Source organism: Kitasatospora acidiphila, assembly GCF_006636205.1.
Taxonomy (GTDB): Bacteria; Actinomycetota; Actinomycetes; order Streptomycetales; family Streptomycetaceae; genus Kitasatospora; species Kitasatospora acidiphila.
In genome coordinates, this window is the sequence record NZ_VIGB01000003.1 from 2,136,647 (window position 1) to 2,160,518 (window position 23,872).

At 73.0% G+C, this 23,872-nt stretch carries 19 protein-coding genes and 1 pseudogene; 9 read left to right on the forward strand and 11 right to left on the reverse strand.

All coding sequences use genetic code 11. From position 1 onward, the window contains the following. Window positions 1–22: 22 nt before the first annotated feature. On the reverse strand, window positions 23–268 hold the full coding sequence (locus E6W39_RS10800; RefSeq protein ID WP_141633349.1) for a hypothetical protein: 246 nt from the start codon (window positions 266–268) through the stop codon (window positions 23–25). Window positions 269–385: 117 nt separating this feature from the next. Between E6W39_RS10800 and E6W39_RS10805 the strand changes: the two genes are divergently transcribed. From E6W39_RS10805 to E6W39_RS10820, 4 genes are all read left to right on the forward strand, one after another. Beyond that, window positions 386–1,075 carry a response regulator transcription factor gene (locus tag E6W39_RS10805; RefSeq protein WP_141633350.1) on the forward strand — a complete coding sequence of 230 codons (690 nt, stop codon included), beginning with the start codon at window positions 386–388 and terminating at the stop codon, window positions 1,073–1,075. Further along, window positions 1,072–2,376, forward strand: a complete 1,305-nt coding sequence (locus E6W39_RS10810; RefSeq protein WP_228718082.1) for a sensor histidine kinase — start codon at window positions 1,072–1,074, stop codon at window positions 2,374–2,376. Before E6W39_RS10805 ends, E6W39_RS10810 begins: the two co-directional genes overlap by 4 nt. A 169-nt stretch (window positions 2,377–2,545) precedes the next feature. Continuing rightward, complete coding sequence (locus E6W39_RS10815) at window positions 2,546–3,904, forward strand: M60 family metallopeptidase (RefSeq protein WP_181799195.1); 1,359 nt, start codon at window positions 2,546–2,548, stop codon at window positions 3,902–3,904. A gap of 535 nt (window positions 3,905–4,439) precedes the next feature. Further along, complete coding sequence (locus E6W39_RS10820; protein ID WP_141633352.1) at window positions 4,440–4,916, forward strand: DUF5994 family protein; 477 nt, start codon at window positions 4,440–4,442, stop codon at window positions 4,914–4,916. Window positions 4,917–4,947: 31 nt separating this feature from the next. Here the strand turns inward: E6W39_RS10820 and E6W39_RS10825 are convergent, their stop codons facing one another. Next, complete coding sequence (locus E6W39_RS10825) at window positions 4,948–5,244, reverse strand: hypothetical protein (protein ID WP_141633353.1); 297 nt, start codon at window positions 5,242–5,244, stop codon at window positions 4,948–4,950. 573 nt (window positions 5,245–5,817) lie between these two features. Here E6W39_RS10825 and E6W39_RS10830 point away from each other — a divergent pair. Next, window positions 5,818–7,686: an APC family permease gene (locus E6W39_RS10830; RefSeq protein WP_228718639.1), complete on the forward strand. Its 1,869-nt coding sequence runs from the start codon at window positions 5,818–5,820 to the stop codon at window positions 7,684–7,686. A gap of 25 nt (window positions 7,687–7,711) precedes the next feature. On the opposite strand, the gene E6W39_RS10835 is transcribed toward E6W39_RS10830, so the two are convergent. From E6W39_RS10835 to E6W39_RS10855, 5 genes and pseudogenes are all read right to left on the reverse strand, one after another. Beyond that, window positions 7,712–8,572 (reverse strand): MurR/RpiR family transcriptional regulator, encoded by an 861-nt coding sequence (locus E6W39_RS10835; RefSeq protein ID WP_141633355.1) that lies wholly within the window; start codon window positions 8,570–8,572, stop codon window positions 7,712–7,714. Between the two features lie 242 nt (window positions 8,573–8,814). Next, complete coding sequence (locus E6W39_RS10840) at window positions 8,815–10,032, reverse strand: M20/M25/M40 family metallo-hydrolase (RefSeq protein WP_141633356.1); 1,218 nt, start codon at window positions 10,030–10,032, stop codon at window positions 8,815–8,817. Continuing rightward, a pseudogene (locus tag E6W39_RS10845) lies at window positions 10,029–10,779 on the reverse strand (amino acid ABC transporter ATP-binding protein). The gene E6W39_RS10840 and the pseudogene E6W39_RS10845 overlap by 4 nt, the downstream one beginning before the upstream one ends. 14 nt (window positions 10,780–10,793) lie before the next feature. Next, window positions 10,794–11,774, reverse strand: a complete 981-nt coding sequence (locus E6W39_RS10850; protein ID WP_141633357.1) for an amino acid ABC transporter permease — start codon at window positions 11,772–11,774, stop codon at window positions 10,794–10,796. A gap of 1 nt (window position 11,775) precedes the next feature. After that, window positions 11,776–12,732: an ABC transporter substrate-binding protein gene (locus tag E6W39_RS10855; protein ID WP_228718083.1), complete on the reverse strand. Its 957-nt coding sequence runs from the start codon at window positions 12,730–12,732 to the stop codon at window positions 11,776–11,778. A gap of 227 nt (window positions 12,733–12,959) precedes the next feature. Here E6W39_RS10855 and E6W39_RS10860 point away from each other — a divergent pair, with 227 nt between their 5' ends. Next, entirely contained in the window at window positions 12,960–13,472 is a 513-nt protein-coding gene (locus tag E6W39_RS10860) for a hypothetical protein (RefSeq protein WP_141633358.1), read from the forward strand. A gap of 63 nt (window positions 13,473–13,535) precedes the next feature. On the opposite strand, the gene E6W39_RS39210 is transcribed toward E6W39_RS10860, so the two are convergent. After that, the gene (locus tag E6W39_RS39210) at window positions 13,536–13,805 is read right to left on the reverse strand and encodes a hypothetical protein (RefSeq protein WP_181799196.1); all 270 of its coding nucleotides are present in this window, start codon (window positions 13,803–13,805) and stop codon (window positions 13,536–13,538) included. Next, complete coding sequence (locus E6W39_RS10865) at window positions 13,802–15,031, reverse strand: AfsR/SARP family transcriptional regulator (RefSeq protein WP_141633359.1); 1,230 nt, start codon at window positions 15,029–15,031, stop codon at window positions 13,802–13,804. The genes E6W39_RS39210 and E6W39_RS10865 overlap by 4 nt, the downstream gene beginning before the upstream one ends. Window positions 15,032–15,126: 95 nt before the next feature. Here E6W39_RS10865 and E6W39_RS10870 point away from each other — a divergent pair, with 95 nt between their 5' ends. After that, window positions 15,127–18,141 (forward strand): AfsR/SARP family transcriptional regulator, encoded by a 3,015-nt coding sequence (locus E6W39_RS10870; RefSeq protein ID WP_141633360.1) that lies wholly within the window; start codon window positions 15,127–15,129, stop codon window positions 18,139–18,141. 53 nt (window positions 18,142–18,194) lie between these two features. On the opposite strand, the gene E6W39_RS10875 is transcribed toward E6W39_RS10870, so the two are convergent. Continuing rightward, window positions 18,195–20,144: an AfsR/SARP family transcriptional regulator gene (locus E6W39_RS10875; RefSeq protein WP_181799197.1), complete on the reverse strand. Its 1,950-nt coding sequence runs from the start codon at window positions 20,142–20,144 to the stop codon at window positions 18,195–18,197. 354 nt (window positions 20,145–20,498) lie between these two features. Here E6W39_RS10875 and E6W39_RS10880 point away from each other — a divergent pair, with 354 nt between their 5' ends. Both E6W39_RS10880 and E6W39_RS10885 read left to right on the forward strand, forming a co-directional pair. After that, a complete protein-coding gene (locus E6W39_RS10880; protein WP_141633362.1) occupies window positions 20,499–21,422 on the forward strand; it encodes an NADP-dependent oxidoreductase in 924 nt (307 codons plus the stop codon). Between the two features lie 120 nt (window positions 21,423–21,542). Then, on the forward strand, window positions 21,543–22,514 hold the full coding sequence (locus E6W39_RS10885; RefSeq protein WP_181799198.1) for a DUF5996 family protein: 972 nt from the start codon (window positions 21,543–21,545) through the stop codon (window positions 22,512–22,514). 89 nt (window positions 22,515–22,603) lie between these two features. On the opposite strand, the gene E6W39_RS10890 is transcribed toward E6W39_RS10885, so the two are convergent. Then, window positions 22,604–23,698, reverse strand: coding sequence for a polyprenyl synthetase family protein (locus E6W39_RS10890; protein ID WP_141633363.1), 1,095 nt, complete (start codon window positions 23,696–23,698; stop codon window positions 22,604–22,606). Window positions 23,699–23,872 lie beyond the last annotated feature (174 nt).

Consider the following 23,872-nt stretch of genomic DNA (forward strand, 5'->3'; position numbering starts at 1 on the left):
GACGGGCCTGGGGCCCCCACCTTCACCCGAGCGCCGCCCACGGGCGGGACGACGCGCCCGCCGGGTTGTCGCCGCAGCTCGCCCAGGTGGGTTTCTGCTGGTCGAGGGCGCACTCGGCGGCAGGGTTGGGGGCCGTCGCGGAGAGCCCGAGCGGACCGAGGGGGGTGCGGGGCGCCGGGGCGTCGCATCCGGCCAGCGTTGCCGCGCCCAGGACCGCCAGGGCCGCCAGGGCCACGGCGTGCGGGCCGAACCGGCGGGTACGCCTCATGGGATTCCGCTGCACTGCGATGCTCCGTCCTGCCTTCCGGTGCTTCGAACGAGATGGGAGCTTCGCCGAGCGATGCTGAGGATTTGATGAGGAGGACTGCGGCTATCCTTGGCCGCCGTGCGCGTACTGGTGATCGAGGACAACGACGACCTGCGGTTCGCCGTCACCGCCGCGCTGCGCGGTGACGGTCTGGCCGTCGACGAGGCGGCGGATCTGCCGGCCGCCGACGAGGCGCTGTTCGTCACCGAGTACGACTGCGTCGTGTTCGACCGGATGCTGCCGTCCGGCGACTCCCTCGACTACGTCCGGCAGCTGCGGCAGAACGGCCGCTCGGTGCCCGTGCTGTTCCTCACCTCCCGCGATCAGATCGCCGACCGGGTCGAGGGGTTCACCGCGGGCGGTGACGACTACCTGGTCAAGCCGTTCGCGGTGCCCGAGCTCATCGTCCGGGTGCGCAGCCTGTGCCGCCGGGCCGGCACCGTCACCCCGCCGGTGCACCGCGTCGCCGGCCTGGAGATCGACACCGCCCGCCGGCAGGTGCGCCGGGACGGCGTGCTGCTGGTGCTGACCGCCAAGGAGTACGCGCTCCTGGAGGTCCTGGCGATCCGCGCCGATCAGGCCGTGCCCCGCGCCGAGCTGATCGAGAAGTGCTGGGACGAGATGGCCGAGCCCAACTCCAACGTCGTCGACGTGCTGGTCTCACAGCTGCGCCGCAAGCTCGGCGCCCCGCCCCTCGTCCACACCGTGCGCGGCGTGGGCTACCGGCTGGCCGCCGACGGCACCGACGGCGCCGGGTCCGGACGGTGAGAGTGCTGCCCGGCCGGTTCCGGCCGCATGCCGACCGGGCCGACCGGACGCCCGCGGCCCGCCGGGCCCACCGGATGCGCTGGCGCCTCACCGCGCTGTTCACCCTGACCAGCGCGATCGGCCTGATCGGCCTGGCCGGCTTCGCCGTGCACAACGACGACCTCTCCCGGCGCCGCCAGCTCGACAGCGAGCTGAAGCTGCAGATCACCCAGGCCGTCTCCGGCCTCGAGTTCGACGACACCGGGCAGCTCGTCGCCACGACCCTGAACGACTACGTCGAGACCTCCTGCCCGTCGCTGTTCGTGCTGTCCGACACCGGCGGCAGCCTCAAGCCCGCGTTCACCCCGCGCCAGCCGTGCGCGCACGCCCGCCCCGCCGACGTCCAGGCGATCGCCGCCGCGTCGGTGCAGGAGGGCGGCCGGGTCCTGACCGACGGCCGCGGCACGGACGGCCACCCGCTCAGGCTCGCGGCCGGAGTCTTCGCCACCGCCGACGGCCAGGGCACCGGCGGCTCGATCGTCGCCGTGGGCGACCTCACCTCGGACCAGGCCGCACACCGGGAGCTGACTGGCCTGCTCGCCGCCGGCTGCGCCGTCCTGCTCGGCCTGTCCGCGATCGCCGGCCACCTGCTCTCCGGCCGCGCCATCCGGCCCGCGCTGACCGCACTGCAGCAGCAGGAGGCCTTCCTCGCCGAGGCCGCCCACGACCTGCGCACCCCCGCCGCCTCGCTGCGCCTGCTCGCCGAGACCGCCCTGCGCGACGACACCGCGCGCGACGCGGCGCTGGAGCGCACCGTGCGGTTGGCGACCCGGATGGGCGAGCTCGTCGACGGACTGCTCACCCGCGCCCGCCTCACCGCGGGCGTCGTCACCCTCGCCCGCGAACCGCTGCGCCTCGACCAGCTCGTGGAGGCCGTCGCCGACGACACCCACACCGACGGGCACCAGGTCACCGTCCGCACCGAGCCCGCCGTGGTGAACGCCGACCCGGAACTGCTGCGCCGCGCCGTCGCCAATCTGCTGGGCAACGCGCTCACCCACGGCCGCACAGCCGGAGCGCCCGCCCGGGTGGAGCTCACCGTGCGGGCCGATGGCGCGGTCACGGTCGACGACGCCGGACCGGGCATCCCCGCCGAGCTGGCCGACTCGCTGTTCGAGCGTTTCCACAGCGGCTCCGGCTCCACCGGCCTCGGGCTGTCCATCGCCTCCTGGGTCGCCCGCGCTCACGCCGGCACCCTCACCGCCGGGAGCAGCCCGACCGGCGGCGCCCGCTTCACCCTCCGCCTGCCCGTGCACGGTTGACGCCCTGCCGGGCCGGCCGATCCCTCCGGTCCCGGCACCTCATCAAATCCTCATGCCGGTTCGACGAGGCTTCCGGGCGTCGGCGGTCGCGCTCTCCTCCCATCCACCCCACTACCGGAGAGCGCGGCCGCCGGCGGTCCGTGGCCGACGGCAGGAGGGCGTTCCACCCATGAGCAGCAGTTCCACGACCGGGCGCCGGGCTGCCGGCCGGGTCCCGATGGCAGCCCTGCTGGCCACCGCCGCGGCCGCGGCACTGCTGAGCGCGGGGTGCAGCGCAGACCCGCCCGCCCGGCCGGCCCAGCCGTCGTCATCCCCGCTGACCGTCACGCTCGCGGCCACGCCCTCGGCGGAGGCCGAACAGCAGCGCCTGGCCACCGAGTTCCACCCCGACGACACCCAGCCGACCGGCCTGTACCTGCCGCCGCACACCAGCCTGACCGTCACGGCCGACCGGCCCGGCGACGCGCCCGTGCCCGAACTGCTGGTCGGCACCTACGGGTTGGACGGCACCGACAGCGGCACCGAGGACGAGCCGCGCACCCACCGGCTCCAGGACGCCACGACGGTGGTCGGCGACGACACCGGCGGCCTGCTGTACGTCCGCTACACCAAGGACGGTGGGGGCGCCGCGCCCGAGCTCACGCTGCACTTCGGCGACGCGGCCCGGCCGGTCCCCTTCCACGTCCTGGGGAAGACGCCCGCCGCGCAGTGGAAGGCGCAGTTGGAGGCGGCGAAGGACGTGCCGGTCGCCCAGTTCGTCAGCGAGCACCTGGTCCTCACCGTCCACCTCGACTCGGCCCGCCGCAACGCCGGGCAGGACCCCGACGACCTGCTGCGCGGGTACGAGCACATCCTCGCGGTGGAGGACGCGATCAGCGGACTGGGCGGCAAGGCCCCGAGCGACGCGCGCAGCCCGCTGCGGTACTTCGTCTCCGAGGGCCGGGCGCACATCGACCCCAACGCGTACTACACCCGGGTCTGCTACCCCTCCGACTCGATCGACGAGATACTGAACACCGCCGCCCTGAACAAGGGTTGGGGCATCTGGCACGAGCTCGGGCACATGCACCAGCAGTCCTCGTGGACGTGGGACAGCACCACCGAGGTGACCGTCAACATCTACAGCCTCGCGGTCCAACGCGACGCCGCGCAGCCCAGCCGGCTCGCCGCCGACGGCACGCCCGAGGCGGTCCGCGGCTACCTGGCCAAGCCGGCCGCCGCCCGGAACTACGACGCGGAGGACGGCGACCCCTTCGTCCGGCTGGCCATGTTCGAACAGCTGCGCCTCGCCTTCGGCGACCGCTTCTACCCCGAGCTGCACAAGCTGACCCGCCGGGCGGAGCAGGCCGCCGACCCCGAGCAGTACCTCGTCCTGAACGCCTCGCGGGTCGCCGGACGAAACCTGGCCGGCTTCTTCTCCGCCTGGGGCGTCCCGGTCACCGACCAGACCAAGGCCGAGCTGGCCGCCCTCGGCCTCCCGGCCCCGGACCAGGATCCGGCCGCCATGGACGTGGCGAAGAGTTCCTAGCGCACCAGGGCCCCGGCTGCGTTTCTCGACCCACCCCGCAAAAAGCCCGTCCCCGCATCGCTGCGGGGACGGGCTTCCGGCCTGCGTAAGCAACACCGACCGGAACAACAGGATCTGAGTCCGCGCCCCCGGCCCCCCACCCCCGCCACTCTATGATCTTCCCGCCGAAAGGGAGGACGGTTTTGCGATCACGAGTCGCAGAGTCAGAGATCCTGCCTCACTGATCCGCATATTTCGCCTCCTCGCAATCGACCTACCGGTAACTTCTCCCGGTACTTTCCAGAATACTCCGAACCGCGAGAATTCGGACCTTCCCCTGCGCATAGATTTCTTCATAAATTCCCACGCGTAATGTTTGATCAGAAAAGTCATCCGAGAAATACCTTGGGCCCTGGTCACCGGCGTAAGGACCCAGGTGGTCGAGTGGCGCGGCCGGAGTACGGTGAAAGAACTCACCGTCAACGGTCTGCGGGTTCCTTCGGTGCCCAGCGCCGATAACAGGCCGTCCACAACGAGCCCAGGGCTGGTGTTCGATATGACCGCGACCTCCGATCCCACCGCCTCCCGGCCTCCGGGGCCAGAACCGCCGGTCCGGCTCTCACTGACACCCGAGGGCGCCACCCCGGGTCGGCTCGACGGTGCCTGGTGGCCCCGCTCGCACGACCTATTGAGTGAACTCCCGCCACTGGCGGCGGCGCTGGACCCCAAGTGGGGCAAGATCACCCGGGTCACCGTGAATCCGAGGCACTGGCCGGTCATTCCCCGGCGGGTTCCGGTCGCAGGCCACGTCATCCACGTCGGGTGGTTCGAAGAGGAGCAGGACGCGGACGAGGTGGTGGTGTGCTCCTTCATCCCGCTGCGCCTGGAGCTTCTGGTGATTCCCCCCGAGGCCGAGGCCTCAGCCGCCGAGCGGCTGATGACGGCGGCATCCGACCCGGCCAACACCCGCCCCGGCACCGACCTCCTGACAGCCGAGGGCGTGCCGACCGCCGACCCGCGGGCCGACGGATGACAACGGTCAGCAGCGGACGGCACCATGCCGTTCACCGCCGGCCCCGCCCCTGACCTTCCGCCCACGGCTGGTCCGGCTGTTCGCGTGACCACTCGGTTTCGGCCTGGGGCTCGCCGACCGAGTGCCGCCCCTCCCAGACCCGGACCCTGATCGCCCGCGGGCCGGGCGCGGGTCTGGAGAGCGTACGGACGAACCCGTCCCGCAGGTGGTTCGCCGCCTCCCGGGGCGTCCCGTCGTACTCCAGGGGATTCGGCATGGGAGCGCCGTCCTGCTGGGACCAGCGGCCGTCGTCGTCCTGCGCCTCGAGGATCCACCGGTAGTACCGCATCCTGGCCTCCCGCGACGACGGGCCCGTGTCAGAACACGACCGTAGGGGCCGAACTGGAGCCACGCCACTGGGCGCCGGAGTACGCCTCGACCACATGCGGACGCGCAGGATCCCCAGCGCTCCGCTCGGGTGGCGGCGCGGCTTGTACCTTGCCCCCGGCTGGGGATGCCATGCGTAACACTGTGTGCTGTGTCAAGTACAGATCGGGACGATGGCGGTGCGCAGGAGGGCGGCGCGCCGAGCCCCGACGCCCTGCTGCCGGCGCTCGACGCGGAGCAGCTCGGGGTGCTGCGCCGGGTGGGGCGCGAGTGGGGGCGGGTGGCCGGGGATCCGCAGGCGTGGCGCCGTGCGCTGCCCGTGGATCCGGATCTCGGTCGCTATCCACCTGCTTCCGAGATCCGGCCGGTGCGCTTCGGTCGCTTCGTGCCGGTGGCCACGGTCGGTGGGCAGCCACCGGCGGTCGAGACGGCCGGTGAGGACACCCGGACGTCCCGGCTCGGGAGGGTCGGTTCCGGGGTGCGGCGCGTGCTGCTCGGGGCACCGCTGCGGAGCACCGCGATCGCGCACGAGCGGATGCGCAAGTTGGTGGCGCTGCCGGTGCTCTCCGCCGACGCGCTGTCCTCGGTCGCGTACGGGCCCGAGGCGATGCTGGCGGTCCTCGTCCTCGCCGGCACGGCCGGCCTGCGCTACTCGGTGCCGATCGCCGTGACGATCACGTTCCTGATGCTCGCGGTCGGGGTGTCCTACCGTCAGACGATCCGGGCCTATCCGCACGGCGGCGGCTCGTACATCGTCGCCACCGCCAACCTCGGCCGCCTCCCCGGGCTGGCGGCCGCCGCCGGTCTGATGACCGACTACATCCTCACCGTCGCGGTCTCGATCGCCTCCGGCATGGCGGCGGTCACCTCGGCGATCCCCTCACTCCAACGCGACATCGTGCCGATCGGCCTCGCCGTGATCGCCGTGCTGCTCGCCGGGAACCTGCGCGGCGTACGCCAGGCGGGCGCGCTGTTCGCCGCACCGACGTACGGCTTCGTCATCGCGGTCCTCGTACTGGTCGCCGTCGGGCTGTACGACGCGGGCGGCCGCGGATTCCACCCGACCGCGACACCGCGGCTGACCGCGACCGAGGGGGTCAGCGTGCTCCTGGTCCTGCGTGCCTTCGCCTCCGGCTCGACGGCGATGACCGGTATCGAGGCGATCTCCAACGCGGTCCCGGTCTTCCAGCCGACCGAATGGCGCAACGCCCGCACCACCCTGACCTGGATGGTCGGCCTGCTCATCGTGCTCTTCGCCGGCACGGTCGCGCTGGTCCACTTCGACGGCATCGTCCCCAACCCGCAGGAGACGGTCCTGTCGCAGCTGGCTCACCGCGCCTTCGGCTCGGGTGTCGGCTACGTCTTCACCCAGGCCGCCACCGCCGCGATCCTGCTCCTGGCGGCCAACACCGCCTACAACGACTTCCCCCGCGTCCTCTACCTGCTGGCCCGCGACCTCCAGGCACCGCGGATCTTCCTACGGCTGGGCGACCGGCTGGCCTTCAGCAACGGCATCGTCCTGCTCTCGGTCGCCGCGGCCGCGATCTACGCGGCGTTCGGCGGCAAGACCGCGCCGCTCATCCCGCTCTATGCCGTCGGTGTCTTCCTCGCCTTCACCCTGTCGCAGACCGGCATGGTCGTTCACTGGTGGCGCCTGCGCGACCGTCACTGGCGCAAGAGTCTGACCTTCAACGCCGTCGGCGCGCTGCTCTCGGCGATCGTGCTCATCACCGCGGCGATCACCAAGTTCACCCAGGGCGCCTGGTTCGCCGCACTCATTGTGGGACTGTTCATCCTGGTGGCGACCAGGATCCGGCACCACTACGACCTGGTCGCCGAGGCACTCGCCCTGCACCCCCACGCCGTCGAGATCCCCAGTCGCACCATCACACCGCCACGCTCACGGGAGGGCGCGACACCAGCCGGCGCACCCGTGCCGAGCCCGGCACTCCGGGCGCCGTCCGGGACGGGGGCGGATGCGGAGGGCGAGGAGACTCCCGAGGAGATCCACCCCCTGCTGATCGTGCCGATCGCCGCGCTGGACCTGGCCGGCATGCGCGCACTCGCCTATGCCGCCTCGCTCCGACAGCCCGTCCTCGCCCTGCACATCAGCCCCAGCGCGTTCGAGGCCGAGCGCTTCCGCGAGTACTGGAACCAGTGGGGCGACCACCTGCCGCTCAAGATCGTCCTCTCCCCCTACCGCGCGATCGTCGCTCCCCTGGTCAACTACATCGAGTCCCTCCACCGCCAGCGCCCGGACCTCACCCTGACCGTCATCCTCCCGGAGATCGTCGTACGGCACCGGCGCCACCGACTCCTGCACAACCGCCTCGCACCGCGGCTGCGCAGAGCGCTGCGGCCCCTGCCGAAGATCGTCGTCACCACGGTCCCGTTCCACGTGTAGGACGGCAGGGGAATCGGCCACCGGGTCAGCGGTCGTGGAGCCCGGCGCGGTCGGCGGCCTCCTCGGCGGCCTGCAGATGGCGCCGGCCGTCCTCGCCGAGCGCCGAGAGCACCCCCGCGATGAGCGTCTCGACGACCGCCAGGGTCGGCACGTAACTGTCGTACGGCGACGGCGCGATGACCTGGCTCGCCAGCACCACCTCGGCGTACTGCGCCACCGGCGACAGCCAGGCGTCGGTGAACAGCACCACGCGGGCGCCGCGCTCCTGCGCCAGCTGGGCCACCGTCAGTTTGTCGGCCTCGTAGCGCCGGTAGTCGAACACCACCAGCACGTCGCGGCGGCCGAGCGTGGCCAGGACGGCGGTGCGCTCCACATCGCGGCCGGGCACCAGGCGCACGTCGTCCCGCAACTGCATCAGGTGCAGGCCCAGGTACTCGGCGAGCAGGTGGGTGAACCGGCCGCCGAACAGCGTGATCCGGCGCTTCGGGTCGGCCAGCACCTGGACGGCGCGCTCCAGGTCGTGGGGCGGCAGTTCGGCGAGCGTGCGGGTGACGGCGGTGCCGAGCACCCGGTCCGGCGTGAGGTCCTGCGCCTCGGGCTCGCGGCCGTATCCGGGGGTGGTGTACAGCGACAGCGGTGAGGCGTTGCGCTCGTCGAGCTCACCGCGCAGGGCGGCCTGGAAGTCGGGAAAGCCGCGGTAGCCGAGGCGGTTGACGAAGCGGACGACGGTGGGCGCGCTGACGCCCGCGCGTTCGGCGAGCACCGCGACGGTCTCGAACCCGGCGGACGGATAGGCGGCCAGCAGCACCCGGGCCACCTTGCGCTCGGCAGGACTGAGCTCCCCCAGTTTCTGCCGGATCTCCTCAGCCAGCGTGCTGCGGGCCATCGTCCTGCCTGCCTTTCCTGCCGTCGGCACCGTGCCGGTACCGTCCGGTCGGCACCTTGTCGGCACCGTCCGGTCGGCACCTTGTCGGCACCGTCCGGTCGGCACCGCCCGTGTCCGGCGAGCCTACTGCGCGGTCGCCGGCTCGCCGGCCGCGCAGCGATCCGCGGCCCGCGGCCCGCGCGGTGGGCTCCTGCACCGGCCACGGCGCTGTACAACCGGTGCAGGAGGTCTGTGTCCCCGGGTCAGCCCGTCCGCTCGTCGCCGAGCCGGGCGATCAGGGCGGCCAGCAGGGCGACCCGCGCCGGCACGGTCGTGACGTCGAGCCACTCCTGCGGGGTGTGGTCGGCCCCGCCGACCGGGCCGAGCCCGTCCAGCACCGGCACCCCGGCACCCGCGATGAGGTTGGCGTCACCGACACCGCCGGTCGCCGCCGCGCCGAACACCAGGCCCAGCTGCTCCCCGGCCGCCAGGGCGTGCGCGAGGATGCGGCGGGCGGCGGGAGTGTCCTCCATCGGCGGGCAGACCTCCAGCAGCTCGACCCGCACGGACGTCCCCGGGACCCGGGTCCGCGCCGCGACCTGTTCGAGCGCGGCGCGACCGCGCGCCAGGCCCGCGCCGGTGGCGGACCGCACCTCGACGCGCAGCTCGGCCTCCGGGCAGACGATGTTGGCGCGGTGGCCGGCCCGGATGACGCCGACGTTGACCGTCACGTCGCCCAGCCGGCCGTTGAGGGCCTGGAGGGCGATGACCAACCGGGCCGCCGCCAGGGCGGCGTTGGCCCCGCGCTCCGGCTCCACCCCGGCGTGCGCGGCGCGGCCGCTGACCGTGAGCACGTAGTCCGCCACCCCCTTGCGGGCGACGACGAGGTCCCCGTTCTCGCGGGCGCACTCCAGCGCCAGCGCGTAGTGCATGCCACGCGCGGTGCGTTCGGTGACGGAACGGCTGGCCGGTGAGCCGATCTCCTCGTCCGGGGTGGCGAGGAACACCAACTCGGCGTACCCGTCCAACCCGACGGCGTCCAGGACCTCCAGGGCGGTGAGCCCGGCCAGCAGCCCGCCCTTGTCGTCGCTGGCACCGGGGCCGTGGGCCAGCGCGCCGTCGATCCGCAGCGGCCGCGCGGCGGCGGTGCCGTCCTCGAAGACGGTGTCCAGGTGGGCCGCCAGCAGGATCCGCCGGCCGCCGTCGGCCTCCGGCAGGCTGCCGGACCTGCGGGCCACCACGACGTCACCGGACCGGTGCCCGTGGGCCGGTGGTACGGCGATCCGCTCGGTCGCGAAGCCGAGGGCGGCCAGCCGGGCCGCCGTCCAGTCGGCCACCCGGTTGACGCCGTCGGGGCTGTAGGAGCCGGAGTCGATCGCCACCAGCTCGGCCAGTCCGTCCAGGTAGGCGCCCAGCCGCTGCTCGGCCAGGGCCAGCAGCGCGGAGGTGTCGCGGCACTGCTGCCGCGCGGGCCCGCTCACAGGACCTTCGACAGGAAGGCGCGGGTGCGCTCCTGCTGAGGATCGGTCAGGACCTGGCGGGGTCGCCGGACTCGACGACCACGCCCCCGTCCATGAAGACGGCGGTGTCGGCGACCTCGCGGGCGAACCCGATCTCATGGGTGACCACCACCATCGTCATGCCGTCGGCCGCGAGTCGGCGCATGACGTCCAGGACGTCCCCGACGAGTTCGGGGTCGAGGGCCGAGGTCGGCTCGTCGAAGAGCATCAGCTTGGGCTTCATCGCCAGGGCGCGGGCGATGGCGACCCGCTGCTGCTGGCCGCCGGAGAGCTGGGCCGGGTAGTGGCCCGCCCGGTCGGCCAGGCCGACCTGCTCCAGCAGCCGCTCGGCCTCGCCTCGCGCCTGGGTCCGGGCGGTGCCGGCGACCCGGAGGGGGCCTCCATCACGTTCTCCAGCGCCGTCAGGTGCGGGAACAGGTTGAAGCGCTGGAACACCATGCCGATGTCACGGCGGCGCTGGGCGACCTCGCGCTCCCTGAGCTCGTGCAGCCGGTCGCCGTGCTGCCGGTAGCCCACCAGCTCGCCGTCGACGGTGAGCCGCCCGGCGTCGACCTTCTCCAGGTGGTTGATGCAGCGCAGGAAGGTGGACTTCCCGGAGCCGGAGGGCCCGAGCAGGCAGCAGACCTGCCCGCGTTCGACGGTGAGGTCGATGCCCTTGAGGACCTGGAGCTTTCCGAAGTGTTTGCGCACACCCTCGGCACGCACCATGGGAGTTGCCATGGTCATCCCTTCTGCACGGTGGGGTGGGTGGGCCGCGCACCGAGGCCGGGCAGGCGCAGCGCGGTCCCCGCGACCAGGCGCCGCAGCGGGCTGCTGTGGCCGCCCCGGCCCGAGCCGCGTCCGTAGCGGCGCTCCAGCCAGGACTGCGGGACGCCCAGCAGGGTGACGAGGATCAGGTACCAGCAGCTGGCCACCACGATCATGGGGATGACCTGGTAGTTCTGGGCGTACACGTCCTGGATGTTGGACATCAGGTCGTGCGCCGAGATCACCGACACCAGGGCGGTCATCTTGAGCATGTTGATCGCCTCGTTGCCCATGGGCGGGACGATGACGCGCATCGCCTGCGGCAGCACGATCCGGCGCATCGTCAGCGCCGGGCGCATGCCGAGCGAGTGCGCTGCCTCGGTCTGCCCCTCGTCGACGGACTGGATCCCGGCCCGGACGATCTCGCTGGCGTACGCGGCCTCGTTGAGTCCGAGGGCCAGCAGGGCGGCGACCGTCGGTGTCAGCACGCTGTTGGTGTCCGCCTGGAGGAAGGTGACGTGCGTGAAGGGGATGCCGATCATGATGTGCTTGTACAGCGCCCCCGCATAGCCCCAGAACAGGATCTGGACCAGCAGCGGAGTGCCGCGGAAGACCCACACGAACAGCGTGGCCAGGCCGTACAGCACCGGGTTGGCCGACAGCCGCAGTACGGCGACCAGCGTGCCGAGCTCGAGCCCGAGGGCCATCGCGGCCGCGGTCAGCCAGAGCGTCGTGCCCAGTCCGTCGAAGATCAGTCCGGCGAACAGGTAGTGGCCGACGATGTTCCAGTGCAGGTTGGGGTTCCGGGCGAGCGAGCCGACCAGGCCCGCCAGCGCGGCGACGGCGGCGACGGCGGCGATCCAGCGGCCCCAGTACCGGACGGGCACGGCGACCAGCTCCTGCGGCGCCGGGGCGTCGGAGCGGGCCGTCTCGGCGGAGGTCGAGGCGGCGGCCATCTCAGGACACCCCCGCGTTCTCGGTGGCCTGCTTCACCGCGATCGACGGCACGCCGTACGCGGCGCAGATCCGGGTGAGGGTGCCGTCGTCGATCAGCTGCTGCAGTGCCTTGCGGATGGCCTCGGTGAGCTGCGGCAGCTGCTTGCTGACGCCGATGCCGTTCGGTGTCGCGTCGTAGCCGCTGCTGGCGGCGGGGTCGTCGACGACCTCGAAGGCGGCGCCGCCGTCGGCGTTCTTGGCGGTCCAGCCGGCCGCCGGCTTGGTGAGCAGGTCGGCGACGACCTTGCCGGAGCGCAGCGCGAGTTGGGCGTCCGAGTCCTTGGGGAAGGTCTGGATCCCCACGGGCGGCCGGCCGGCCGCCGCGCAGGTCGACTGGTGGGCCTGGAGCAGCTGGAGCTGGTGGCTGGCAGCCTCGACGCCGACCTGCCGGCCGCAGAGGTCGTCCAGCTTGGTGACGGCGGACGGATTGCCCTTGGCGACCAGGATCCCCGAGCCGGAGACCGAGTAGTCCACGAAGTCGAGCACCTGCTGGCGCTCCTTGCTGTCCGTCAGCGCCGACATGGCGGCGTCGAACTTGCCCGCCTGGACGGCCGGTACGAGGCCGTCGAACTTCTGCGGGGTGAAGGCGAACCGCACGCCGAGCTTGGCGCCGAGCGCCTGGCCGAGGTCGTAGTCGAGTCCGGTGAGGTCCGAGCCGCCCTCGGTGGCGAACATCTCGAAGGGCGCGTAGGGCACGTCCGTTGCCACCCGGACGGTGCCGCTCTGCCGGATCCGGTCGGGCAGCGCGTCGTGCAGCGCCTGGTCGCGGGTGACCTGCGCCCCGGCGACGGTTGCCCGGGTGGGGACGACTGCGGCTGCGTCGGCGGCGTTCCCGCCGCAGGCGGCGAGCGATACGACGGCCGCTGTCGACAAAGCGACTGCGGCGGCCGCATGACGGATCGGGCGGGTGAGCAACACGGTCGGACCCTCCTCTGGCGTGCTGCCGACGACTGGCGCCGGCGTCGAACATGAAGAGGACGTTACAGGTGACCTGTTCTTATCGGTAGATGTAATGCTCGTTACGGATGGATAACGGCCAGGAGGACTCCGCTGAGCCCGTTCATCGGATGTTGATCGCTTGTCAGTACGTTCTCCTCGGCCGGTGACCACCGGCGCCGACGCGGTACCAGGAGGACGAGAAGCAGATGTGGAACAAGGTCGCGCACACCGGACGGGGTCTGCGGCGAGCCGTCGGGCTCACCATGGCCGGGGCGCTGGCGGTCGTCGGCGTGCTCGCCACCAGCGGCACCGCGCAGGCGGCCATCGCCCCGTCGCCGCGCAACACCATCATGAACAATCAGGAGCTCGACCAGGGCTGGTGGCTCTACAGCGATGACGGGAACACCGAGCTGATCATGCAGAGCGACGGCAACCTGGTGCTGTACACGACCCAGGACGGGTGGGCCAGCTCCAGGGTGGCCTGGAACAGCAGCACGGTGGGCTGCGGCTCGCGCGCGGTGATGCAGACCGACGGCAACTTCGTCGTCTACTCGGCCGGGAACGGGGTGTGCTGGGCCAGCGGCACCCAGAACAACTACATCTCCAAGGGCCTGACCGTCGAGAACGGCGGCCACATGACCATCTGGGCCAGCTACCAGATCGTCCAGGAGAACGGCGTCGTCGGCTACTCGATCTTCCCCCTGCAGCAGCTCGGCTGAGGCACCTGACGCACCGGAGGCCGGCCCCGCCCGATCACCCGTGAACCGAGGCCGGGGCCGCCGTCACGAACCCTGTGGGTCGGCCCCAGGCCGGGCGGCCAGCCGCTCGACCATGTGCGCCACCGGCCAGCGCGGGCGCGCGGCGAGCCGACCGGCCGCCTCCCGCAGCGCGGCGGGCAGCCCGCCGCAGGCGGCGATCAGCGCCGCCACGGCCTCCGGTTCCGCCGCCGTGCGCTGCGCCCCGATGAGCCGGGCCACCAGTTCCCGCGCCTCACCGTCGGCCAGCGGGCCGAGCGTGAGCCGGCCCGCCGCCGCGGACGAGCGGCAGGTCACGATCGCGGCACAGCCCGGTGCATCCGGCAGCAGTGCCGCGATCGGCTCCGCACCCGGCGCGTCGTCGAGCAGGACCAGGACCCGCCGGCCGGCCAGGGCCCGCTGGTACTCCGCCGCCAAGGCGTCGGCGTCGGTGGCCGCCACGGCCGATCCGGCGCCCAGCGCCCGCAGGAAGCCCGACAGCACGGTCGCCGCATCCACCCGGGCCCCTGGCCGGCCTTCAGGTCGGCGAACAACTGGCCATCGGGGTAGGCGTCCTGCACCCGATGACCGAGGTGGACCGCGAGCGCGGTCTTCCCGGTACCGGCACCGCCGTCGATCACCGCGATCGGCGGCTCTCGGCGTTCGGGGGTGCGCAGCCGGCCCTCCAGCACCGCGATGGCATCCTCCCGACCGACGAAGTCACCGTTCGCGTGCGGGAGTTGACGCGGCCGCAATCGGCCGCAGGCGACCTGGCGCCCGATCGGCCGCGCGGGCGCTCCGCTGACCAACTCCTCATGGAGTTCCATGAGTTGGGGCCCGGGATTGAGGCCCAGCTCCTCGGCCAGCAGCTCACGCACTCGTTCGAAGGAAGCGAGCGCTTCGGCCGTCCGCCCGCCTTGGTGGTGGGCGAGCGTCAGCAAGTAGTGGAAGCGCTCACGCAGCGGATGCTCCGCGACCAGCGCTTCGGCCTCCGCCGCGACCTCTCGCCAGCCGCCGAGCCTGAGGTCGAGTTCCATCCGCAGCTCGATCGCGGCGAGTCGGCGCTCGGTGAGCTCACGGCGGGCCCGCTCGGCGAGCGGTCCCGGGACCCGGTCCAGGGCCGACCCCACCCACAGGCCCAAGGCCTCGGTCAGGCACGCCCTGGCAGCCGACGGGTCGTCATGCCGGAGCGCGAAGCCGGCGGCGATCGCGTCGTCGAAGCGATGGGCGTCGATCCGCTCCCGGGCCAGGTCGAGGCGGTAGCCGCCGGTGACCGAGGCGACGGCCTGCGCGGCCGTCGCCGACGCCTGCCCCAGCGCCCGGCGCAGCCGGCTGACGTGCGTGCGCAGCACGCCGGTGGCGTTGCAGGGCCAGCGCTGCTCGTCCTCACCCCAGACCGCCTCGATCAGCCGCCGGTCGGTGACGGCCTGCTGCGGGGTCAGCAGCAGCGCTGCCAGCACGGCCTGCTGCTGCGGCCGCCCGAGATCGAGCGGCAGCCGGTCGTGCCAGCCCCGCAGCGGCCCCAGCAGGCTGAAGTCCAGCACAGCGCACCCCCCACCCACATATTCGTCGACAATCTCCTGATTATCGTTGATGGCGAGACTGGCCCCTTCCTGGAGCCTCGAGAGGGAGCCCCGTCATGCCAGTGGCCAAGCCCGGCCGCACCACCACGATCACCGCCGCCGGTGCGCCGGACCGGCCCGAGCAGGCTGCCCGGCAGCTCACGCCCGAGCTGCGGTTCAGCCTGCTCGGACCGTTGCGCGGCTGGGCGGGCACGGCCGAACTCGATCTCGGCAGGCCGCAGCAGCGTGAGCTCCTGGCCGTCCTGCTGACCGCCGCCGGCCGGCCGGTCTCCACCGACCTGCTGATCGACGGCCTCTGGGACCAGGCGGCCCGGCCGGCCGAGCCGCTGCGGGCGGTCCGCACCCACGTCTACCGGCTGCGCACCGAGCTGCGCAAGCACGGTGCGCAGGACGTGCTGGCCACCGTCGGGGACGGGTACGCCCTGCGGATCGAGCCGGACGCCCTGGACACCGGCCGGTTCGAGCGCGCCTCGGCGCAGGCCGCGGCCGACCGGGCCGCCGGCCGACCGGCCGCCGCGACCCGCGCCCTGCTCGGCGAGGCCCTGGAGCTGTGGGCCGGCGAGCCGCTGACCGGGATGGCCGGTCCGCACGCCGAGGCGGTACGGGTCCGGCTCACCGAAGTCCACGCCCAGTTGCTGGAGGCGAAGCTCGAGCTCGACCTGGAGATCGGCGACCGGGCCGACGTGGCGGCCGAGCTCGGTGCCCTGGTGGTGGAACACCCCGGACGCCAGCGGCTGCGCGAGCTGCAGATGCTCGCGCTGCACCGTGCCGGGCGCACCGGCGAGGCGCTCGCGGTGTACGAGGACACCCGCCGCTACCTCGCCGGGCACGCCGGTGACCTCACGCGGGGCCGGCCGCTGCCGGACCGGCGCCTGACCGACCTTCAGGCCCGGATCCTGCGCGCCGACCCGGAGCTCCTGCCGCAGCTGCCCGCCGGCACTGCGGAGAACCACCCGGTACCGGAGCAACTTCCGCGCGCGTCCCATGACTTCACCGGCCGGGCCGAGCTGCTGGAGCAGCTCACCGGCCTGCTCTCGAGCCCGTCCGGGCAATGCGTGGCGATCACCGCCCTGGACGGGATCGGCGGAGTCGGCAAGACGGCGCTGGCCGTGCACACCGCCGAGCGGCTGCGCGAGCGCTTCCCCGACGGCCGCCTCTACGCCGACCTGCGCGGCGCCGACCCCGAGAGCGCCGACCCCGCCGCCGTCCTGGTCCGCTTCCTGCAGGCGCTCGGCGCGGACGACAACGCGATCCCGCTGGACCTCGACGAACGCGTCGCGCTCTACCGCTCCCACCTCGCCGACCGCCGGGTGCTGGTGCTGCTGGACAACGCCGCCGACGCGGCACAGGTGACCGCCCTGCTGCCGGGAGCGGTCGGGTGCGCGGTCCTGGTCACCAGCCGGGCCCGGTTGACCGGCCTCGCCGGCGCCCGGCACCTCACGGTGGGCGCGCTGACCGAAGCGGAGGCCGTCGAACTCCTCGGCCGGGTCATCGGTCCCGAGCGGGCCGCTGCCGAACCCGAGCAGTGCGCGACCGTGGTGGCCGCCTGCGACCGCCTGCCGCTGGCGATCCGGATCGCCGGCGCCAGGCTCGCCGCCCGGCCGGACTGGACCGTCGCCGAGCTCGCCGGCCGACTCGCCGACGAGCACCGGCGGCTGGCCGAACTGGCCGTCGGCGACACGGCCGTGGCGGCCACCTTCGCACTCTCCTACGCCGGACTGACGCCGGCCCAGGCCGGCGCCTTCCGGCTCCTCTCCCTGCCGAACGTCCCCGAGATCGGCCTCGACAGTGCGGCGGCGCTGCTCGGCGTCGGCACCACCGAGGCCGATGTGCTGCTCGAGGACCTCACCGACCTCAACCTGCTGGACCCACGAGCCGTCGGCCGGTACGGCAGCCACGATCTGATCAGGCTCTACGCCTCCGAGTGCTGCACCCGCGAGGAGGCGCCGGAGACCAGGCGGCAGGCCCTCGCCAGACTGCTGGACTTCTGCCTCGCCAGCGCCCGCCAGGCCGAGGCCGCCGCCCACTCCGTCGCGGTCGGGCAGCGCGACCTGACCGGGACGCCGACCGCCGCGCCGGGCCTGGAGTTCGACTCCGCCGAGCAGGCGGTCGGCTGGATGCGGACGGAGGCGCAACTCCAGCAGGCCATGGTCGCAGCGGCTCTGACGGATCATCAGCTTCCACTGGTCCAAGCCGCCGACCTGATCGACAAGTTGGGCTCGGTCCTGTTCACCAGGACCCACTCCTGGTCGGTGGCGGACCTGGCCTCCCGGACCGCGGCCGTCGCCGCCACCCGGGGCGACCGGCGGTGCGAGGCGCTCGCGCGGTACGTACGCGGCAACATGCTCTACCACGTCAACGACTTCAAGCAGGCCGAGCAGGAGCTCACCCGGACGATCGCGCTCTGCGTCGATGACGCGACCCGGCGGGTGCGCGCCTGCGCGCTGCTCGCGCTCGGCTACAACGCCCGCGTCTACGGGCGGTTCGAGGAGGCCCGCGGCTTCTGCGAGGAGTCGATCGCCCTGTTCGATAGCCTGGGTGACCACCACTCGGCCGGCAGTGCCCTCGGGGAACTCGCCTTCAACTACGCCAAGCTCGACCGGTTCTCCGAGGCACGGGCGGCCGCCGAGCGGGGCGTCCGGCTGACCGGGTCCGCTACCTCGATCACGCAGGCGACCAGCCGCTACTCACTGGCCCGAGTGCTGCGCCTGTGCGGCGCTCCCGCCGCCGCGCTGAGCTGCGCCGAAGAACTGCTCCCGGTGCTGCGCGCCCTGCACCTCTCCGCGTTCGAGGCCGCCACGGGCAACCTGATCGCGCAGATCCACCTGGAAGCGGGCGACGACCGGCAGGTGATCGAGGTCGCCGAGGCGATGCTGCCGCTGGCGCACCAGACCAGCGGCATGCTGGAGGCGGGACTGCTCCGTTCGCTCGGCGTCAGCCTCGCCCGGCTCGGCCACCCGGCCCGGGGGCGTGCCTGCCTGGACGAGGCCGTGGAGATCTACCAGACGCTCGGGGTGTCCTCGGAGGTGGCGGACACCCTGGCGCTCCTCGCGAAGCCGCCGTTCGGCTGACGCCCTGGGTGAGACCTCCCGGGCCGGGCCCGGGAGGTCTCACCCAGGGCGTCTCAGCACCGGCCGACTCCCGCCCCCGCCCCGGACCACGCCCTGACGCGGGCGTAGGCGACCAGCAGCTCGTGGCAGGAGTAGCGGGCGGGCCGGGGGGAGGTCAGCAGCGCGGCATCGACCAGCGCCTCCAGGATCCGCTCGGCCTGCGCCTCGGACAGGCCCATCGTCGCCGCGGCGGCCGTCAGGCTCCAGTCCTGCGACGGCATCGCCACCAGGGCCAGGATGGCCCGGGCCTGCGCGCCGGTGAGTCGGCCGAAGGCCAGGTCGCACGCATCCTCGAAGCCCGCGTCGGCAGCCTCCAGCTCACCCAGCAGGCGGCTTTCGTCCGACACCCGTGCGGCCATCGACGCCACCGTCCAGGCGGGTCGCCGGGCCAGCCGGGTGGCCAGCACGCGGACGGCGAGCGGCAGATGGCCACAGGCGGCGGTGAGCGCGCCCACGGCCTCCGGCTCCGCACCGGCCCGATCGGCGCCGAGGATCGCACAGACCAGCCGGGCGGACTCGGCCGGCCGCAGGCAGTCGAGCCGAGCGGCTGCGGTCACCCCGATCGCCGGGCGCGATCGCGCGCTGATCAGCACCGCGCAGCCCGCCGTGCCGGGCAGCAGCGGGGTGATCTGCGCGTCGTCGCTCGCGTCGTCCAGCACCACCAGGACGGACCGGCCGGCCAGCACCGACCGGTACAGGGCCGCCCGTTCGGAGACGTCGTCGGGGATCCGGTCAGCGGGCACACCGAGCGCGGCCAGGAATCCGGCCAGGACCTCGCCGGGGCCCGCCGGCTCCTCGGTGGAGCCGCGCAGGCACGCCCACAACTGCCCGTCACGGAACTCGGCGGCCACCGCTTGCGCGACCGAGACGACCACGGAGGTCTTGCCCACCCCGCCCATCCCCGTGACCAGGCCCACGGCATGGCCGCCGGCGCGGACCGCGGCGGTCAGCAGCGCGATCTCATCCTCCCGCCCGACCAGGTCCGCGGGCGGGGAGGGCAACTGGCGTGGTGGAGCGGCGGCTTCGGTCCCGCCGAACGGCTCGATGCCGGCCGGTGCGATCCGGGGTCCCGGGTCGCCCCCGCGCAGGATGGCCTGGTGGACCGTGGCGAGCTCGGCGCTCGGATCGATCCCGAGCTCGTCCAGCAGGCGCTCGCGCACCTGGTGGTACACCTCCAGCGCCTCGGCCTGCCTGCCGCACCGGAACAGCGCCGTCATCCGCAGCGCCTGCAGGCGCTCGGCGAACGGGGTGAGCTCACAGGCCACCGCCAGGTCGGCCAGGATCTCCGCGTGACGGCCGAGCACCAGCTGACACTCGAACCACTGGAGCCGGGCCCGCTCCCGGTGCTGGGCGAGCACCTCGCGCTGGCGCTCGCAGAGCGGTCCGATCGCGCCGACCAGTGCCGTGGCGCCGTTCCAGAGGTTGAGCGCCGACTGCAGGCGGGCCGCGTCGGCCCGGGCGTCGCCCAGCAGCGGTGCGTTGGCGAGCCGCTCGAACTCCAGGGCGTCCACTGCCGACCGGGGCACCTTCAAGGCGTATCCCCTCCCGACCCGGACGATCAGTTCCGGGCCGAGGGCCTTCCGCAGCCGCAGCACATAGGTGGTGATCGTGGATCCCGCGCTGCGCGGCGGCCGTTCCCCGTACAGGCCGTCGATGAGCTCCTCCACCCCGACCGGCCGCCCCGCCTGCAGCGCCAGCGCGGTGAGCAGGGCGGTCTGGGTCGGCGACATCGGCCGCAGGCGCTCCTGACCCGCCATCACCTCCGGTACGCCGAGCAGTGCGAAGCGCCATGGGGCCTCGGTCGCGGCCGCGCCCCGCGCGGGCGGGCTCGGCCGCCGCTGCGCCGGCAGCAGCAGCCGGAGCTCTCCGTCTTGGCCCGCGCGCCGGACCGTCTCCCCCGCCCGGGGGAACGCGCTGACCTCCGCTGTCCCCCGGGCGAGTCCAGTGCTTGCCGCCAGCGGCATCCCGCTCCACCTTCCATTCCGTCCGCGCCCGGTGCGCATCGCACCGGGCGGTCCCCGATGCCGGCGATGCTGTCAGGGCCCGATCGACAGAGCATTGACGGCGCAGCCGGAGCCCGGGGAGCGGCGTCTACCGGTGCATGGAGTCCGCAGCTGCTCGGCATCCTGGCCGGAGTCGATCCAGAGCCGTTGAACGCCGTCTGAACGGGCCGTCCCCACCGACCAGGCGCGCCGTCCCCGGCAGACCGGTGCCGCGATGCACCCGGCCGTGCGAATCACCTCGGTCCGGTGATGCCTCCTCACCTGCCTGGTGGGAACCCTCGCAGTAGCCCACCGACGAATCGAAGGAGAAAGATCATGCCCAAGGCGGTCAGGTACGACGGGTTCGGCGGAATCGACGTGCTGCGCGTCGAGGAGGTGGAGCGCCCGGTGCCCGGGGACGGGCAGGTCCTGGTGCGCGTGAAGGCGGCCGGCATCAACCCGGGTGAGGCGATGATCCGCACGGGGGCACTGGCGCAGGTGTTCCCGTCGACGTTCCCCTCCGGGCAGGGCAGCGACCTCGCCGGGGTCGTCGAGGAGGTCGGCGCCGGGGCCGATGGGTTCTCGCCCGGCGACGAGGTGATCGGGTTTAGCGACAAGCGGGCCTCCCAGGCCGAGCTGGTCCTGGTCGAGGCCGGCGATCTCACGCGCAAGCCGGCGAAGGTCTCATGGGAGGTGGCGGGCAGCCTGCACGTCGTCGGCACGACCGCGTGGGCGGCGGTACGCGCCGTCCACCCCGAGAAGGGCGAGACCGTCGTCGTCTCCGGGGCCGCGGGGGGAGTCGGCTCGCTCGCCGTCCAGCTCGCGCGCCGCACCGGGGCCACGGTCATCGGCCTGGCGGGCGAGAGCAACCACGAGTGGCTGACGAGCCACGGCGTGATCCCGGTCGCGTACGGCGAGGGCGTCGAGGACCGGATCAGGGCCACCGCGCCGGGCGGCGTGGACGCCTTCATCGACACCTTCGGCAGCGGCTACGTCGAGCTGGCCCTCGCCCTCGGCGTCCCGGCGGAGCGGATCAACACCATCGCCGACTTCGCGGCGGCCGAGAAGTACGGGGTGAAGACCGACGGGAGCTTCGCGGCCGGGCCGGGAGCCAAGGTGCTCGCCGAGCTGGCCGGCCTGATCGCCGACGGACACCTCGACGTGCCGATCGCGAAGGTCTACCCGCTGGCGCAAGTCCGCGAGGCCTACACCGAACTCGAACGCCGCCACACCCGCGGCAAGATCGTCCTCAGGCCCTAGCGGAGGTCCACCGCGCGTCAAACGCTGCGGGCGGGTACAGACTGGAGAGGTCCGTCCAGCCGCGAGTCCGGGCGCGGCCGCCGCCAGGAGTCGGCGTCGCCGCCCAGGGAGGCGTTCGACATGGATGCGAGTCTGCCGGAACTGCGCCTCGCCGACTGGCGCGCGACCAAGGACACGCTGCACCTGTACTGCCAGATCCTGGGAAAGATCCGGCTCGCGACCACGCCGCCACGCAACCACTGGTGGAACGCCCCGCTCTACGTCGACGTGCGCGGCCTCACCACCCGGCGGCTGCACCACCAGGGCACGACGTTCGAGATCACGATCGACCTCGTCGACCACGCCCTGGTCGTACGGACCTCCGACGGCCGCACGACCTCGTTCGAACTCGGCGACGGGCTGCCCGTCGCCGAGTTCGACGCCCGTCTCCACCAGGCCCTGAAGGAGCTGGGAATCGACGTCGTCATCAGGGAGGAGCCGTTCGGCGTCCCGATGACGACACCGTTCCCCCAGGACCGGAAGCATGCCGCCTGGGACCGGGGCGCCCTCGAACGCCTCTACCGGATCCTGGACTGGTCGGACACGGTGTTCGAGGAGTTCAGCGGCTGGTTCAACGGCAAGACCAGCCCGGTGCACCTCTTCTGGCACAGCTTCGATCTCGCGGTCACCAGGTTCTCCGGCCGCCCGGCGCCACCGCTGGACACCGACCGCGTCACCCGGGAGGCGTACACACACGAGGTCATCTCGTTCGGCTTCTGGCCCGGCGACGACAACCTCGGCGACGCCGCCTACTACTCCTACACCGCCCCGGCACCCGCCGGACTCCGCGACCAGCCGCTCGCCGCCGGCAGCTGGGTCGAGTCCGGCACCGGCCTGCTGGCGATCCTGCCCTATGAGACCGTCCGCACCTCACCGGCCCCGGCCACGACCCTCCTCGCGTTCATGCAGAGCGCCTACGAAGCCGGTGCCCGCCTCGCCGACTGGGACACCGGCAGCCTGGAGTCGACCTGGTGCCCCTCCCCCGACCAACTGCGGCAGCTGCGTGCCGAAGCGACGGCCGAGCTGGGCCGCCCGGCAACGGGACGCTCCTGAGCGGGCGGTGCGGCAGCGCGGGGCGAGTGCCGGCAGCAGGTAGCAGGCAGCCTGCGGTGACGTCCGGGCGCTCAGCGGGACCGCACCGGTCACATCGCTCGTTCAACGCTCCACAGCGGCAGCCGCTCGAAGAACGTGACCGCCTCCGCACGCCATCGTGGCCGCCAGTCGGCGGCCAGCAGGCAGGCCTGTTCCGCGTGGCGCCGCATGTCCGCCCGCATCCTGTCCGCCACACCGCGGCGTTCGCCGATCTCGCGGACGGCGGCGATGGTCTCCGGTGTGCAGGCCGGGTCACCGAGCGCGGCCTCCAGCACGGCACGCTCGGCGTCACCGAGGGGTGCGGACAGCAGGGCGCTGACGGTGTGACTATGCTTCCCGTCGCGGATGTCGGTGCCGGTCGGCTTGCCCATGGTGGCCGCGTCCCCGAACAGGTCCAGGTAGTCGTCGCGCAGCTGTCCGCAGATCCCGACCAGCCGCGCGTAGCGGCGCAGGTCCTGCTCGAAGAGTGCCGGCTGCTCACCTGCCGCCAGCAGGCCCAACTGCAGGGGCGCCAGGATCGAGTAGCGGGCTGACTTGTAGTCGGCCACCCGGTGCAGGAGGTCCTCGTCCGGTGCGGTGGGGGTGAAGTCGCGTTCCAGGTCGATGATTTGGCCCATGAATGTGTCGGTCGCCGCCCGGGTCTGCACCTCGGTCATGGCCTGCCGCACCGCGCCGGGGACCTTCGCGTCCAGGAGCACCTGAAGGGACAGGGCCAGGGCGAGATCACCGGCGAGCACGGTGAGGCCGACCGCCGCGTGCGGGTGGTGGGGGAACTGCTCGCGGTAGGCGTAGTAGGTGGAAGGCCCGCCCCGGCGGGTGGGGCTGTCGTCGATGAGGTCGTCGTGCACCAGGCCGTGCGTCTGCAGCAGTTCGATGCTCAGCGCCGCGGCGTCCAGCCCGTCGACCGGCTCGGCAGTCACCAGGCGAGCCGCCTCATGCAGCAGCACGACCCGCATCCGCTTGCCGCCGCGCAACGACAGCTCCCGCAGCAACTCCAGGCAGGCCGGGGTGAAACGGCTGGACGACGGCGCGTCGAGCCTGGTGCCCAGCGTGTCGAAGTACTCCTCGAAGAGCGTGTTGAACCGGCGCGCGTATCCGGCAGCTCGGTGCAGCAGCTGCTCGTCGGGGCCACCGGCATCGGTCATGGCAAGGTCCTCCTGGTCAGGGCACGGATCGCACGCTCGTAGACGCAGAACGGTAGTGGCTGGTGTCACGGGCATCGTCGGCGCGGTGGTGCCAGGAGGTGTACCGGGCCGCCTGGGGGGTCGGGTGCGACCGAACCGTCTCCTCGACACGTCCCTTCTGGCTGAGCGACCGTG